The 15827-nt window shown below is 42.3% G+C and carries 16 protein-coding genes; 14 read left to right on the plus strand and 2 right to left on the minus strand.

Translation table 11 applies throughout. The annotated features are described in order from the left end of the window. Positions 1-84: 84 nt before the first annotated feature. Entirely contained in the window at positions 85-1236 is a 1152-nt protein-coding gene (locus EP737_RS08160; protein ID WP_129727475.1) for an SLC13 family permease, read from the plus strand. A gap of 475 nt (positions 1237-1711) precedes the next feature. On the opposite strand, the gene EP737_RS08165 is transcribed toward EP737_RS08160, so the two are convergent. Then, positions 1712-2239, minus strand: a complete 528-nt coding sequence (locus EP737_RS08165) for a DUF2529 domain-containing protein (protein ID WP_129727476.1) — start codon at positions 2237-2239, stop codon at positions 1712-1714. A 255-nt stretch (positions 2240-2494) separates the two neighbouring features. Between EP737_RS08165 and EP737_RS08170 the strand changes: the two genes are divergently transcribed. The 13 genes from EP737_RS08170 (at position 2495) to EP737_RS08230 (ending at position 14669) form a co-directional block, all read left to right on the plus strand. After that, the gene (locus EP737_RS08170; protein WP_129727477.1) at positions 2495-2863 is read left to right on the plus strand and encodes a response regulator; all 369 of its coding nucleotides are present in this window, start codon (positions 2495-2497) and stop codon (positions 2861-2863) included. A gap of 208 nt (positions 2864-3071) precedes the next feature. Then, on the plus strand, positions 3072-3932 hold the full coding sequence (locus tag EP737_RS08175; RefSeq protein ID WP_129727478.1) for a class II fructose-bisphosphate aldolase: 861 nt from the start codon (positions 3072-3074) through the stop codon (positions 3930-3932). 229 nt (positions 3933-4161) lie between these two features. Beyond that, positions 4162-4821 carry a fructose-6-phosphate aldolase gene (gene fsa, locus EP737_RS08180; protein WP_129727479.1) on the plus strand — a complete coding sequence of 220 codons (660 nt, stop codon included), beginning with the start codon at positions 4162-4164 and terminating at the stop codon, positions 4819-4821. 46 nt (positions 4822-4867) lie between these two features. After that, positions 4868-6154, plus strand: coding sequence for a UDP-N-acetylglucosamine 1-carboxyvinyltransferase (locus EP737_RS08185; protein WP_129727480.1), 1287 nt, complete (start codon positions 4868-4870; stop codon positions 6152-6154). 302 nt (positions 6155-6456) lie between these two features. Next, the gene (rho, locus tag EP737_RS08190) at positions 6457-7734 is read left to right on the plus strand and encodes a transcription termination factor Rho (protein WP_129727481.1); all 1278 of its coding nucleotides are present in this window, start codon (positions 6457-6459) and stop codon (positions 7732-7734) included. A 303-nt stretch (positions 7735-8037) separates the two neighbouring features. Then, positions 8038-8280, plus strand: a complete 243-nt coding sequence (locus EP737_RS08195; protein ID WP_129727482.1) for a type B 50S ribosomal protein L31 — start codon at positions 8038-8040, stop codon at positions 8278-8280. Positions 8281-8451: 171 nt separating this feature from the next. Beyond that, on the plus strand, positions 8452-9027 hold the full coding sequence (locus tag EP737_RS08200) for a thymidine kinase (RefSeq protein WP_129727493.1): 576 nt from the start codon (positions 8452-8454) through the stop codon (positions 9025-9027). Positions 9028-9324: 297 nt separating this feature from the next. After that, a complete protein-coding gene (prfA, locus tag EP737_RS08205; RefSeq protein ID WP_129727483.1) occupies positions 9325-10392 on the plus strand; it encodes a peptide chain release factor 1 in 1068 nt (355 codons plus the stop codon). Next, on the plus strand, positions 10392-11240 hold the full coding sequence (prmC, locus tag EP737_RS08210; RefSeq protein ID WP_129727484.1) for a peptide chain release factor N(5)-glutamine methyltransferase: 849 nt from the start codon (positions 10392-10394) through the stop codon (positions 11238-11240). The genes prfA and prmC overlap by 1 nt, the downstream gene beginning before the upstream one ends. Positions 11241-11475: 235 nt before the next feature. Next, a complete protein-coding gene (spoIIR, locus tag EP737_RS08215; protein WP_129727485.1) occupies positions 11476-12381 on the plus strand; it encodes a stage II sporulation protein R in 906 nt (301 codons plus the stop codon). Between the two features lie 60 nt (positions 12382-12441). Continuing rightward, a complete protein-coding gene (locus tag EP737_RS08220) occupies positions 12442-12900 on the plus strand; it encodes a GNAT family N-acetyltransferase (protein WP_129727486.1) in 459 nt (152 codons plus the stop codon). Positions 12901-13007: 107 nt separating this feature from the next. Beyond that, entirely contained in the window at positions 13008-14051 is a 1044-nt protein-coding gene (locus EP737_RS08225) for an L-threonylcarbamoyladenylate synthase (RefSeq protein WP_129727487.1), read from the plus strand. Positions 14052-14108: 57 nt separating this feature from the next. Further along, positions 14109-14669: a manganese efflux pump MntP gene (locus EP737_RS08230; protein ID WP_129727488.1), complete on the plus strand. Its 561-nt coding sequence runs from the start codon at positions 14109-14111 to the stop codon at positions 14667-14669. 564 nt (positions 14670-15233) lie between these two features. Here EP737_RS08230 and EP737_RS08235 read toward each other — a convergent pair. After that, a partial coding sequence (locus EP737_RS08235; RefSeq protein WP_165350724.1) for an IS200/IS605 family accessory protein TnpB-related protein occupies positions 15234-15827 on the minus strand: 594 nt, incomplete at its 5' end.

Raw genomic sequence — 15827 nt, forward strand, 5'->3', positions numbered from 1 at the left:
TGGATATATATTAGAGAATGCTTATTTAGGGTAATAATTGCTCTTTCGTTTCTTTCTATTAACGTAGATTACAGGTGGTGCATTGTGAAAGAATTAATATTCGTCCAAAATAAAAAAAGAATCCTTATGAAATTTGCATTTTTAAAAAAGGATATAGTGCTTACCATTTCACTGATACTGGCAGTTGTAAGCTGCTTTATATATCCGCCAAGGCTCGAATATATTGATTTTAAAGTGCTGATCAGTTTATTTAATCTAATGGTGGCCATAAAGGCCTTTGAAGAGCTAAAGTTATTAGACAAATTTGCTGTTGCTATATTGAATAAATGCAATAACAGCAGGACAATATCCGTTATTCTGATTTTGTTATGCTTTATTTGCTCGATGTTTGTAACGAATGATGTCGCTTTGCTCACCTTTGTACCAATAACACTTGTCATTAGTAAAAAGACACAAATGAATATGATGGATACGATCATCCTGCAGACAATTGCGGCAAACATCGGAAGCAGCCTGACGCCTATGGGAAATCCGCAAAATTTGTACATTTATTCTTACTATGGAATTAAGCCCATCCCATTTTTTGGTTCAGTCCTGTTATTAGCTGTGCTTGGCATCAGTTCGTTGTTTATATTTATTCAAAAACTTCGTAAAACAGAATTAAAAATAGAACTTCCTGTTACTACCATAAGAGATCGAAAAAAAGCTGTAGTCTGGAGCCTGATACTTGTCATTATTATCGCGTCTATTTTTGGAGCCATCAATTATTACATTGCGCTAGTAATCACATTGATGACAGCATTTATTTTGAATAGAAAATTACTATTTAAGATTGATTATCTTCTTCTGATAACCTTTGTCTGTTTTTTTATTTTTATTGGAAATATATCTAACTCAAATGAAATGAACACATTTGCTCGCGCTAATTTAAGAGGAGGCACATCTGTCTTTTTTAGTTCTATAGTTTTGAGTCAATTGATCAGCAATGTGCCTGCTTCAATTCTCCTGTCAAACTTTACTTCTGATTGGAAACCCTTATTATTAGGAGTAAATATCGGAGGACTTGGAACAATTATCGCGTCTTTAGCCAGTGTAATCTCTTATAAACTATTCATTCAGGCCAACCGTAAAGAGAGCAAAAAGTTTTTAATCAAATTCAGTGTTTACAACTTTTCGTTTTTAGTCATACTTGCATGTATACAATATTTCATCTTTAAATTTCTAAGAATCTTTTAAAAAAATGATTACCGAATGAGGAATGGATTTTACTCTGACCTTTATAATAATCAGCTGACACAAGGGAATGTAGGTTGATGATGCTAACATTCTTAGATTTGTTGCAATGTTTTTTCAAGTGATCGAAGGTTTGCAGCCTTGTACTTGGATACCCAGAGATGATTCCAGATGCCAGACCAAGAACACCTGCACGAGAGAAATTAACGTTGATTGATAGTATGGAATTGAAATATTATAAAAATTTAAATTAAACCTTCAGTGGCAGAGAGAATGTTGTGGAATGTCAATTTGAAAGCAAATATGAACACTTTCCATCAAGGATGTGGACTGACAGGATGTATGTACAACGCATTTAATTTCCAGCAGAACGTGAACTCAACGTAGTCGTAATTGTTAAGAATACAGTATAAGTGTAACTTGCTTTTATCTTCACCAATCGACGAGTACAAATAAGAGACGAGCATATTTTCGCCTCTTATTTGTATTCTGCCATAATTTCATCCATTGTAAATTTTAAGCCGTAATATGCAAGCAGTGCAATTATTAGGCTTGGAAAGCCGAAGCGGCCGCCATCTTCATCAGGAATAAGTCCTTTAATTAGCTTTGTATCAATGTGAACATCCGTAAATTGCTCAAGGGAATGCATCCCTTCTTTGATTGCGGATACACCTACAATAAAATGTCCCTCTGTCTGCAGGTGCCTTGCTAGTTCTACCGCTTCGGTATCTGTAGAAAAACGGCTGATGAGCAGCACGCGGTCAGCTGAAGTGATAGCCGCCAGCTCTCCACCCTCAAATAAGGGTTTGGTTCCCTCTAGCGGCTCTTCTCCATATAAGGCCTCTAGAACTACACCTTCCATTTCTTTCATTCCATGCATATAAATAGAACCATTTCCAATTAATGCTTGCGCGAGCAGCCGTGCGCCATCTTCTATATTCATTTCTTCCTGTTCAGCGATCCTTTTGAAATACCCGCTCAGCTGCGTTGAGAATATTTTTAACACAATGATTCACTCCTTTTGAAATCCCTGTTCATTATATCTTATTTCTTGAAAAATTCGAAATAGGAGTTGGCAGAAATGGAAGAGGACAAGTACAATGGAGGAGAAATAGATTTCCACACCAGAACGCCTTCTTAATATAGCAATTTTTGGCAGTTTTTAGGAGACGAAGAAGGAAAACAATAAAGTGTATAGAAGTAGTTGTGGGAGAGAAAGTAGAATACCACGTGCTTTTAACTAAGAAAGGTTGGGGAAACAATGAGTGGAAAGATTTTAATTGTGGACGATCAGTACGGAATTCGTATTTTACTGAACGAGGTATTTCAGAAGGAGGGCTATCAAACATATCAGGCGGCTAATGGCTTTCAGGCCATCGATATCGTTTTAAATGACCGTCCAGATTTAGTTGTTTTGGATATGAAGATTCCTGGGATGGACGGAATTGAAATTTTAAAACGTGTGAAGGAAATTGATAAGGATATTAAAGTAATTTTAATGACGGCATATGGTGAGCTGGACATGATTCAGGAAGCAAAGGATTTAGGAGCTCTTATGCATTTTGCGAAGCCGTTTGATATCGATGAAATACGCCAAGCAGTACGGGCAGAGATTGGTGTAAACGCTTAGATTTAAAAATTTCCAAAAATAATTATAAAAAAAACGCTTTCAAGTGCGGAAGCCTTGTGGAATTCAGTTGAGTTTTCCTAGACAAGTTGTTATTCTATGAAGGTAGAAAAAAGTCCGATAGGGTTCAATACATATTTTCTATTACGTCGGTAACAATACGAATGATGGAAACTTATCGGATGCCAAAAACGGTTTAGGAGGATTCACCATGCCTTTAGTTTCAATGACAGAAATGCTTAACAAAGCATTAGCGGGTAAATACGCAGTTGGTCAATTTAACCTTAACAACCTTGAGTGGACACAAGCAATCCTAGCAGCTGCTGAGGAAGAAAAGTCTCCTGTTATCCTTGGGGTTTCTGAGGGTGCAGCTCGTCATATGGGCGGTTTCAAAACAACTGTTATGATGGTAAAGGGTTTAATGGAGGATATGAACATTACAGTTCCTGTTGCAATCCATTTAGACCACGGTTCTAGCTTTGAAAAATGTAAAGCTGCGATTGAAGCAGGTTTCACATCTGTTATGATCGATGCTTCTCATCATCCATTTGAAGAGAATGTTGAGACTACAAAGAAGGTAGTAGAATATGCTCATGCTAACGGTATTTCTGTAGAAGCTGAATTAGGCACTGTAGGCGGACAAGAAGACGATGTTATCGCAGAAGGCGTAATTTATGCTGATCCACAAGAGTGTGCGGAGCTTGTAAAGCGTACAGGCATTGACTGCTTGGCACCAGCTTTAGGTTCAGTTCATGGACCTTACAAAGGTGAGCCAAACCTAGGCTTCAAAGAAATGGAAGAAGTTCGTAACTTAACTGGAGTACCATTAGTACTTCACGGTGGTACAGGAATTCCGAAAAAAGACATCGACCAAGCGATTTCTTTAGGAACATCCAAAATCAATGTGAACACAGAAAACCAAATCGCGTTTACGCATGCAGTTCGTGAAGTATTAGCTAGCGATGCTGAAGCTTACGATCCTCGTAAATTTATGGGACCAGGCCGCGAAGCAATTAAGCAAACTGTTATTGGCAAAATTCGCGAATTCGGTTCTAACGGTAAAGCAGTTTAATTTGTTGTTGAAATAAAATTACAGCTTGGAAACCGTCTAGTCCGTTAGACGGTTTCCTTTTCTTGTACGATGAAAACGTCAACATTTTACAAAAACAGACAAAAATCAACAATATGCTGAAAAATTCAAAAAATATGGTATGCTTAATACGTTAAAGACTAAGCTGCGAATCAGAGTGTTTGCCACTTCGATTTCGGATGCTTGATACATTAAAAGGGGGATTTTATCCATGAAGTTTTTTATCGATACTGCAAACCTAGAAGACATTAAAAAGGCATATAAGCTAGGAGTATTAGCTGGTGTAACGACAAACCCTTCCTTAGTAGCTAAAGAGGGCGTTAAATTCGAAGATCGTATTGCTGAAATCTGCCAAGCAGTTCCACGTGTAGAGTCTGTATCAGCTGAAGTAACGCCAGATGCGCTTACTGCTGATGAAATGATCGCACAAGCTGACGAGCTTATTAAAATTAACGGTGGAGATGAAAAAGTTACAATCAAACTACCTATGACTTTAGCTGGTTTAGAAGCTTGTCGTTATCTTGCAGATAAAGGTGTTAAGACGAATGTTACCCTTATCTTTACGGTGAACCAAGCATTATTGGCAGCTCGTGCAGGTGCAACTTACGTATCTCCATTCTTGGGCCGCTTAGATGATATTTCTGAAGACGGTGTACAATTAGTAGCAAAGGTAGCTGAATTGTTCCGCATTCATAATTTCGATACGCAAATCATTGCAGCATCTGTTCGTCATCCAGACCATGTTACTCGCGTAGCTATGGCGGGCGCTCATATTGCAACAATTCCTTACAAAGTAATTGACCAAATTTCTAAGCACCCTCTTACAGACAAAGGTATGGAGCAATTCGCAAACGACTGGAAAAACCAGTAAAACATAAACCACCGGTGGAGCGGATCCACCAGGAAGGGAGAACAAAATGGAAAAGTTGATCATTCAAGGCGGAATGCCGCTTAAAGGCTCCGTCCGCATCAGCGGTGCGAAAAATAGCGCTGTCGCTCTTATTCCGGCGACCATTTTGGCAGAAACTCCTGTTACAATCGGCGGCATCCCCGGTATTTCTGATGTACAACTCTTAGGTGATTTACTTGAGGAAATTGGCGGTGTGGTTTCATATGATGGACAGGATATGACGGTAGATCCATCTCGTATGGTATCCATGCCGCTTCCAAATGGAAAAGTAAAAAAGCTGCGTGCATCTTATTACTTAATGGGCGCGATGCTCGGACGCTTCAAAAAGGCAGTTATCGGTCTCCCTGGCGGCTGTCACCTAGGTCCACGTCCGATTGATCAGCACATTAAAGGGTTTGAGGCACTCGGTGCGCGTGTAACAAATGAACAAGGCGCTATTTATTTGCGTGCGGACGAGCTGCGCGGGGCCCGTATTTATTTGGATGTTGTCAGCGTCGGCGCTACGATTAACATCATGCTTGCTGCTGTCCGGGCAAAAGGGCGTACGATTATTGAAAATGCGGCCAAGGAGCCAGAAATTATTGATGTCGCAACCCTTCTTACGAGCATGGGTGCTCGGATTAAAGGGGCAGGAACAGATGTTATTCGTATTGACGGTGTGGATACACTTAAGGGCTGTTACCACTCCATTATTCCAGATCGGATTGAGGCCGGTACATACATGATTCTAGGAGCAGCTGCCAGTGAAGAATTGTTAATTGACAATGTGATTCCTCAGCATCTTGAATCAGTAATTGCAAAGCTTCGCGAGATGGGAGTTCAAGTCGAAACAAACGATGACCAAATTATCGTGAGAGGCAGCCGCGATTTGAAGATGGTGGATATTAAAACGCTTGTGTATCCTGGTTTTCCTACCGATTTGCAGCAGCCATTCACAACGCTTTTAACGAGAGCAAACGGAACGGGTGTTGTTACGGATACGATTTATGGTGCCCGTTTCAAGCATATTGACGAACTGAGACGGATGAATGCACGTGTGAAGGTAGAAGGGCGCACAGCTATTGTCGCAGGTCCTGTCGAGCTCAATGGAGCAAAGGTAAAGGCAAGTGATCTTCGTGCTGGTGCAGCTCTTGTCATTGCTGGTTTGATGGCACAGGGAATAACAGAACTAACCGGTCTTGAACACGTGGATAGAGGATATGAAGAGTTAGAAGAGAAGCTTCGAGGACTTGGTGCTCGTATTTGGCGTGAAAAGCTGACTGAGCAGGAAATCGAACAAATACAAAATTCATAGCAATACTCACGGTTTAAAGGAAGTGTGGGTACAATATAATCCCTTGTTATGCGTGCGAAATCCATCTTGTTGATGGTCATTATAGTCTGCAAAAAGGTCGAACCTTGTTATTAAATAAGACCGTGAACGAAGGCAGCAATCGCTGCCTTCGTTTCTCCTTTTCTTTTTTAGTAAACGGTTGATTAAACCGAGAAAATTGGGTTACAATAGTGAATACTATTCTACTTGCGTTCACTTGCCTTTCACGATACCTTCCTTTCCTTTTACCCTTAAAAAAGAAAAAACTAAAGAGTGGTGTTTCAATGAGTTTAACAATTGCAGCATTAGAAAATATGAAATTAAAAGAGCTGTATGAGCATGCCAAAGAATTTAAGATTTCTTACTACAGCAAATTAACAAAAAAAGAGCTCGTTTTTGCGATTTTGAAGGCGCAAGCAGAAAAAGAAGGCTTTTTCTTTATGGAAGGCGTTCTTGAAATTATTCAATCTGAAGGTTTTGGCTTCTTACGACCAATCAATTATTCTCCAAGCTCGGAAGACATTTATATTTCTGCCTCACAAATCCGTCGTTTCGATCTTCGAAACGGAGATAAAGTATCCGGCAAAGTACGTCCTCCTAAGGAAAATGAACGATATTTCGGACTGTTGCAAGTAGAAGCAGTAAATGGAGATGACCCAGAATCTGCCAAGGAGCGTGTTCATTTTCCTGCGCTCACGCCTTTATACCCAAATCGTCAAATGAAGCTTGAAACGCAGCACAATAAGTTGTCCACACGTATTATGGATTTAGTTGCGCCTGTCGGTTTTGGGCAGCGCGGGTTGATTGTAGCTCCCCCAAAAGCCGGGAAAACAGAGCTGTTAAAGGAAATTGCTCATAGCATTACCACCAATCATCCAGAAGCAGAGCTAATTGTCCTGCTTATTGATGAGCGTCCAGAAGAAGTAACAGACATTGAGCGCTCTGTCCAAGGTGATGTTGTCAGCTCTACCTTCGATGAAGTTCCGGAAAATCACATTAAAGTAGCGGAGCTTGTATTAGAGAGAGCAATGCGTCTCGTTGAGCACAAAAAAGACGTTATTATTTTAATGGATAGTATTACTCGGTTAGCGCGTGCGTACAATCTTGTCATTCCGCCAAGCGGCCGTACATTATCCGGCGGTATCGATCCAGCGGCATTCCATCGTCCGAAGCGTTTCTTTGGAGCGGCGCGAAATATTGAAGAAGGCGGCAGCCTAACGATTCTAGCAACAGCGCTCGTTGATACAGGATCACGTATGGATGATGTGATTTATGAGGAATTCAAAGGAACAGGAAATCTGGAGCTTCACCTAGATCGCAGCCTAGCAGAACGCCGCATTTTCCCTGCCATCGACATTCGCCGTTCCGGTACGCGTAAGGAAGATCTGCTCATTCCGAAGGAGCATTTAGACAAGCTTTGGGCAATTCGCAAAGCAATGACAGATATGTCCGACTTCACAGACCGTTTCTTGCGTACGCTCAAAACAACAAAGTCAAACGAAGAATTCTTTCAAATGATTTCACAAGAGCAAAAAGACAAAGGCGCCGTCACAATGAAATAAAGCAAGAAAACTCGCTGATGGGTGACATTAGGCGAGGATAAAGGTATAATTGCATTTGCACTCTATTCTTAAAGTTTCTTGCTGCATGAAATGAAATGCGAGATGAAACTTTACGCCTTTTTGAAAGTGCAAGAAAAGAGGATGCAGCCTGTTTTGTTTTCTTGAAAAAACAGGTAGTTGCAATTTCAACACACTGTTGTTATAATTTCATCATGTGTGTTTCATCTAAGATTTTGCCTCAGGGCATCACATGGTGAAAAACTCTGTTTCGAAATAGATTCAGGGCGGAAGGAGATGACAAGAATGAAAGCAGGAATTCATCCGAACTATAAAAAGGTTGTATTCATGGACGTGAACACAGGTTTCAAAATTTTGACTGGTTCTACAAAGCACTCCAACGAAACAATCGAGTGGGAGGACGGTCAAACATATCCATTAATTAAAGTGGAGATCAGTTCTGACTCTCACCCATTCTACACAGGTCGTCAGAAGTTTGCTGCAGCGGCTGGCCGCGTAGATCGCTTCAACAAGAAATACGGTCTTTAATTCATGTAGAGATAAAAGCAGGCAAGTGTATATTCGCTTGCCTGCTTTTTTTGATATAAATAGGAATTTTACTAACCCGGCAGATAAGCTGGAAGGTAACATAGATGATTGGAACAGGCACTTTTCTCCTTCGCGCTTACGTGGTGAAGGAAAGCAGGAGGTATGCCGAACATGTACTTAATGAATCAAAACGGTTGGATTGAAGTAATTTGCGGCAGTATGTTTTCCGGCAAATCAGAGGAGTTGATCCGCCGTGTGCGTCGTACGCAATTTGCTAAACAATACGCAATCGTGTTTAAGCCTAGTATTGATAACCGCTACAGCGAAGAAGATGTTGTGTCTCACAATGGCGCAAAGACGAAGGCTATGGCAGTAACGTCTTCAGCTGAAATTCTGGATGCTGTAACGGAAGAGATAGATGTAGTAGCAATTGATGAGGTACAGTTTTTTGATGAAAATATCGTCGAGGTTGTGCAAACTCTCGCGAATAGCGGCTATCGTGTAATCGTAGCCGGATTGGATCAGGATTTCCGCGGACTGCCGTTTGGAAGGGTTCCGGAGTTGATGGCCATTGCCGAGCAAGTAACAAAACTGCAAGCTGTCTGTTCTGTGTGCGGTGCACCTGCAAGCCGTACGCAGCGGCTTATTGATGACAGGCCTGCATCATTTTATGATCCAATTATTTTAGTTGGCGCATCGGAGTCATACGAACCGCGGTGTCGTCATTGTCATAGTGTACCAAGGTGAAAGCAAACTCGCTCAAAAAGCGGGTTTTTTTGAAAATAGGAGAGCATTCCTGTTTGGGGGACCTGCTCAATGTTAGAGGCCCTCGAGCAATGAGACAAAAAGCAGGCTGCTGCTGTTTCACTGTAAGAAAGTATAAATTCCCAGCTGGAAGTTCATTCGACGTAGCGAGAAATTTTAGGAATAAAGTATAAGTAGGGCTTGCCAATCAGCGAGTTTTCTTTATTCTGTACGTATTTGATTTTCTTTGTTTTTCTCCCATATACTATTCCTTAGAAATTGAAGATTGAGGTGAATGATATGTTAGATCGTTTACAGGCGGTTGAAGACCGTTATGATAAATTAAATGAGCTGTTAAGTGATCCGGCAATTGTAAATGATCCGAAGAAGCTTCGCGAATATTCAAAAGAACAATCCGATATTCAAGAGACGGTGGAAGTGTACCGCGAATATAAAAGTGTACGCGAGCAGCTAAAGGATGCAAAAGCAATGCTTGAGGATAAGCTTGATGCAGACATGCGTGAGATGGTGAAGGAAGAGGTTTCTGAGCTTGAAAAGCAAGAAGCAGAGCTAGCAGGACGCCTAAAAATATTGCTCCTTCCAAAGGATCCAAATGATGACAAAAACGTAATTATTGAGATTCGCGGCGCTGCCGGTGGTGATGAAGCAGCCCTGTTTGCTGGTACTTTATATCGTATGTACAGCCGTTATGCCGAGGTACAGGGGTGGAAGTCTGAGGTTATTGAGGCAAGCCCTACAGAACTTGGCGGCTTTAAGGAGATTATTTTCATGATTAATGGGGCCGGTGCATACTCGAAGATGAAATTCGAAAATGGTGCGCACCGCGTACAACGTGTACCAGAGACAGAATCTGGCGGACGCATTCATACATCTACGGCAACGGTAGCGGTATTGCCGGAGGCGGAAGAGGTAGAGATTGAAATCCACGATAAGGATATTCGTGTTGATACATTTGCATCAAGCGGACCGGGCGGACAGAGCGTAAATACGACGATGTCAGCTGTTCGTTTGACACATATCCCAACAGGTGTTGTTGTATCGTGTCAGGACGAAAAGTCTCAGATTAAGAACAAGGAAAAGGCGATGAAGGTATTACGTGCCCGCGTGTATGATAAGTTTCAGCAGGAGGCGCAGGCGGAGTACGATCAAAATCGTAAGCAAGCAGTTGGAACAGGTGACCGCTCAGAGCGTATTCGCACATATAACTTCCCGCAAAACCGTGTAACGGATCACCGAATTGGCTTGACCATTCAAAAGCTTGATCAAATTATCCAAGGGAAGCTAGATGATATCATCAATGCGTTAATCATGGAAGATCAAGCACAAAAAATGGAGTCCGCACTGTAATGCGCGTGTACGAAGCCCTCAAATGGGCTTCTTCTTTTTTGCGGGAGAAAGGGCGCGATGAAAACGCAGGCGAGCTGTTGCTTTGCTACGTAATGGGGACAAATCGGACTGGGCTTTTAATGAATATGAGAGAAGAGCTAACTAGGGAGCAAGAGAACGCATTCTCGGACGCAGTTGCTAAGCATGGAGAGGGAATCCCTGTCCAATATATAACAGGGGTGGAATCCTTTTATGGCCGCTCATTTTTTGTGAATGAAGAAGTCCTGATCCCAAGACCAGAGACGGAAGAGCTTGTGCTCGGCGTGCTGGAGCGTATTCAAAGGAAATTTGGCTCAGCTCCGCTTGAGGTTGCTGATATTGGAACAGGAAGCGGTGCGATTTCCATTACACTGGCGCTGGAACATCCAGGCTTGCAGGTAGCAACTGTTGATATTGCCGAGGAGTCCATTGAGGTGGCGAAAAGAAATGCGGAGCACCTCGGTGCTCATGTAACATTCTATCATGGCGATTTATTGCAGCCGTTTATCCAAGAAGGAAAGAAACTGGATGTAGTTGTTTCCAATCCTCCCTATATTCCGTATGAAGATTGGCAAGGTCTATCCACTGTCGTAAAGGATCATGAACCAGTACGGGCTCTTGTGGGAGGAGAGGATGGCTTAGACTTTTACCGCCGCTTTATGACAGAATTGCCGCTTGTCCTCCGGGAGCAGGCAATTGTAGCGTTTGAGATAGGTGCTGGGCAAGGTGAGGCGGTACGGGATATGCTGCAGCAAACCTTTAAGTCAGCAACTGTTGAGATTGTTTTTGATATAAATGGAAAAGATCGAATGGTATTTGCAGAGATCTAACACGCTGCTCTATAAAGAAAACTCGCCGACTGGCGAGCCCTGCTCTTGGGCGAAGACAGAGGCGTAGTTGCACTTATGCTTTCTTAAAGTGGAACCAAAGCAAGGAGCGTAGACATTTATACGCTCCTTTTATAAAAGTCGGTCTTTAAAATTTTTATACTAGTTTCTTAATCTACTAGTTTAAATTGGCAGAATTGTGTCTACACTGTTTTACTGAAGGGACGGTGTGGGGAGAATGAAAAAGCAAATTATCGCATTTCTTTTATTGATGGTAATCGGTGCGCAAATGATGGCGCATTTCGGATATACAACAGTGGAAGCAACTGAGCAAAAGGTGATTCCGGACGAGGCCATTCGCCTGCGGATTTTGGCAAATAGTGATTCCGAAGAGGACCAGGCTTTAAAAAGAAAGGTTCGCGATCGTGTAAAGGCGCAAATTGATACTTGGGTTGTAGATCTAAAGTCTATCGAAGATGCGCGCCGTATCATTCAAAGCCGCCTACCAGAGCTAGAGAAAACGGTCGAACAGACGTTACGAGAAGAAAAAAGCAATCAATCCTTTACAGTAGAATTTGGGAAGCATATTAAATTTCCGACGAAGATATATGGTAATTTTCTATATCCTGCAGGAGAGTATGAGGCAGTGTTAGTGACGCTTGGAAAAGGTGAAGGCGCAAACTGGTGGTGCGTATTGTTTCCGCCGTTATGCTTCTTGGATTTCTCAAGTGGTACCGCTGTTGCGCAGGAAGATGTAAAGACTGCCTCAGCAGCAGAGAAGCCTGCAGAAGAGGAGCAAACAGAAGAAACTAAAATTGAAGAAAAGCCGAAAAAGACTGTGACGGAGAAGAAGAATGCCGAGAAGGAGCAGCCTAAGCAAGAAAAAGGAAATATAAAAGAGATCCAAGCAGAAACAAAGAAGATAAAGGAAACAGAAGTAGCAGTAAAAGCAAAGGACATAGCGGAGTCCAAAGCTGCGGAGCAAGCTTCTGAGCCAAAGAAAAAGAAAGAAGCTAAAGAGAAGACAGAGCTAGAAGAAGTGGATCAGAAAGAGCAGCCAAAGAAAATTGTCGTGAAGGAAGAGGAAGAGCCGCAGGTGAAATTCTTTATCGGCGAAGTATTTTCCTCCCTTTTTTCTAAATAAGTTCTATTTTGTGGCTCCATTTCATATAGTAGTTTGTATGATGGGGAGAGGGGCTGCGAAATGAATAATATGCGATTTGCATCAGAACAGGATGTGGATAACTTACTAGCTTTTCTTGGACAAGTACCAATATGTGATACACGTATTCCAGATATGTATTCGCAATTTATGCTTTTAGAGGAAGATAACGCGATACAAGCAGTGATCGGATATGAACGTGCAGGAAATGCGGCTCTGCTGCGGTCGCTCGTTTTTTCGCCAAATGTGGAGCAAATGCAGCTGCTAGGGTTTCTTGAAACGTTTTTAGAGCAGCTGCATAAGCGCGGAATCGAGGATTTGTATTTGGTGACAAATAGTAAAAACGCCATGCCGCTGTTTGGATTGTTTGGATTTAAGCTTGTGGATAAGGTGCGGGTTCCAGCTGGAATTGCTTCATTAGAGCACTTTGCAGGCAGCGTTGAGAGGGGAAATTCACTTATTTTGAATTGTCAGCTATTCACAAGGATATCCACAAATTAACAAGGTTTATCCACAAAATGTGGATAAACCTTGTTTGTGCTTTTAGGTTTCTTCATAGTACACTGAAGAAACAAAGGATTATGAGAGGAAAAGGGATGTGAGTAATTATGAACACAAAAGTATGGCTTGTGGATAAGTCTGTGGAAAATAAAAATGGTTATCCACAATTGGAGGAGGCAGCTGCGCTTTTACGACAAAAACAGACAGTCGCATTTCCAACAGAGACAGTATACGGATTAGGAGCGGATGCAACAAGCGATGAAGCAGTTGCGAAAATATTTGAAGCAAAGGGGAGACCAAGCGATAATCCGTTAATCGTTCATATAGCTTCGAAAGAGCAGCTAGATAGCATGGCAGCATATATTCCGCCAGTTGCTGAAACGCTGATGGAGATGTTTTGGCCAGGTCCGCTCACGTTGCTGTTCCCGAAGCAGAAGAGTGTGTCTGACAAGGTAACGGCTGGTTTATCCACAGTAGCAGTGCGCATGCCGGCCCACCCGCTTGCGTTGGCGCTTATTCGGCAAGCAAATGTTCCGGTTGCAGCTCCAAGTGCGAACCGCTCTGGCCGTCCGAGTCCGACGCTTGCCTCTCACGTATATGAGGATTTAAACGGAAGAATTCCCGGCATTGTCGATGGCGGTCCTACTGGCATCGGTGTTGAATCTACTGTGCTTGATTGTACAGGAGACATTCCGGTTATTTTGCGTCCGGGCGGCATTACAAAGGAGCAGCTTGAGGAGGCAGTTGGACAAGTTCTATTAGATCCAGCTTTGAAGGATGAAACGGAGGCGCCAAAATCGCCGGGGATGAAATATACGCATTATGCACCAAAGGCTCCGCTTACGATTGTAGAAGGCTCGAGGGAATTCCTGCAAGATCTTGTGAAGCAGAGAAAGAAGGAAGGACTTCGGGTTGGTGTACTGACGACAGAAGAAAACCAGCATTTTTATGAAGCAGATGTTATCCTTCCATGTGGGCAGCGCTCCGACTTAGCGACTGTTGCCGCTCATCTATATGATGTGCTGCGTTCATTTGACGATGCTGGGGTTGATGTAATTTATAGCGAAGCGTTCCCGGGAGAAGGGATTGGGATTGCTATCATGAACCGTCTTACAAAGGCTGCCGGTCATCGCAGCATATCTGAAAAATAACTTCTATCCTTCCTTGGCGCTGCATATCTTTAAGTAGCAAGTCCAAGGAGGGAAGGTATGGACATTCAACATGTAATTGGGGAGCTAATGACCCTTATTATCATGGCATTTGCCTTAGGATTGGACGCGTTCTCTATCAGCCTCGGTATGGGTATGATATCCATGAGGCTGAGGCAAATGTTTTACATAGGTATTGTAATCGGGATATTTCATGTGATTATGCCTTTATTAGGGATGGCAATTGGGCGCTTTTTATCAGAACAATTTGGCTCCATTTCTACAATAGCAGGTGGTCTGCTTCTCCTTGGATTAGGATTCCATATTATTTATTCATCATTGTTCGGAGAAGAAGACAGCAAGATCGCTCCGGCAGGATTCGGGCTTATTTTGTTTTCTCTCAGCGTAAGTTTGGACAGCTTCTCTGTCGGCTTAAGTCTTGGAATTTATGGAGCCCGTACAGTAGCTACGGTCGTTATTTTTGGTGCGGTCAGCATGTTTCTTACATGGGCAGGCCTTTTGCTTGGGAATCATGTGAAAACTTGGCTGGGTACATATGGGGAAGTGCTTGGCGGAAGCATCCTTGTTGGATTTGGATTGAAGCTATTATTTCCTTTTTAAATGTTTCTCCGCTTAAATCACACGTTTGAAAATAGGATTTAAAAATACTAAAGGGTATTCGAAAGGGCGGCGTCTAGCGCTAACCTTTTGGGATACCCTCTTTCTGTTGGGGAGAGGTATAAATTTCAGTATGCGGAAATTAATTTATTGAATCAAAATCGGATTACGCTCACTTTTCTTAGCTGATTAAGTAATCCAATAAGGATAAAGGTCGAATTGTATATCCTCGAGTAAATGGATTGTGTAAATTGAACTACCCCCACCTACTCGCTAACGCTCCTTGAGGTGGGAGATTCCGTATCTTCTTCCTAGGAAGCGAAATACAGAGCCGTTCAACAGGCTTCTCATAAGGCAAATAGGGAGAGCTCACACTTTCTTGTAAGGGACAAATATCACCGAGGCGACTTTGTCTCATACAAGTAGTGATAGTTGCTTCTCTTTTTTCACCCTATACGTGTTGCGATGTTCTTGCACCAATGCACCCACCATTCTGGAGCTAGATCCTCTGGCCTTTGCGGCAAAATGATGGTGATGCAAGAACAGATGATGCCATTCCAAACGAAGTCAGGTTTCTCTTTCTTCTAACCAAATTTTTGGTACATACTTCTGCAAAACATCACGTTCTGCTTGTGTCAGCCCATCGTTACAAATCTCTTTATTGAATAATGGATAAGATTCGCCCGATACATGATAGAATACGTGCGGACGAATCGCTTTGAATGCTTTTGTCAAAACACTCCATTGTTTCCAGTGATGCTCCCCATCCTTACGTTCTGTATAGGTTCGCAACACCTTTGGCACCTGTTCCTTCAGATTCATGCCGCGTCTGCCGATGACATAGGAAGCTGCTTGATGGATGGAAATATGCATCTGTTTCATATACTTCATTTTCCCGATCTGGCTGGTGAAGGCAGGATTCACTTTAAACACAATGACTCCCATTTTAGCGGCTCGGCTGTGAATGCTATCCTGCATCTTTTTATAGGCAAACATGCTCATCCTTCGGTTTTGCTTCCGATTGCGGTAACGGCCGGCAGACTTTGATAGAGTTGTATCTAATACCTCTAAAACAATCGGTTTATTTCTTTGAACCGCGATATCCACCAAACGAATCGCTTCTGCTTCTAGGATTTTTGTAATTTGTCCGCTTCGTTTCCC

Origin of the sequence: Ectobacillus funiculus, from assembly GCF_004138295.1 — a bacterium.
In the GTDB taxonomy this organism is placed as follows: domain Bacteria; phylum Bacillota; class Bacilli; order Bacillales; family Bacillaceae_G; genus Ectobacillus; species Ectobacillus funiculus.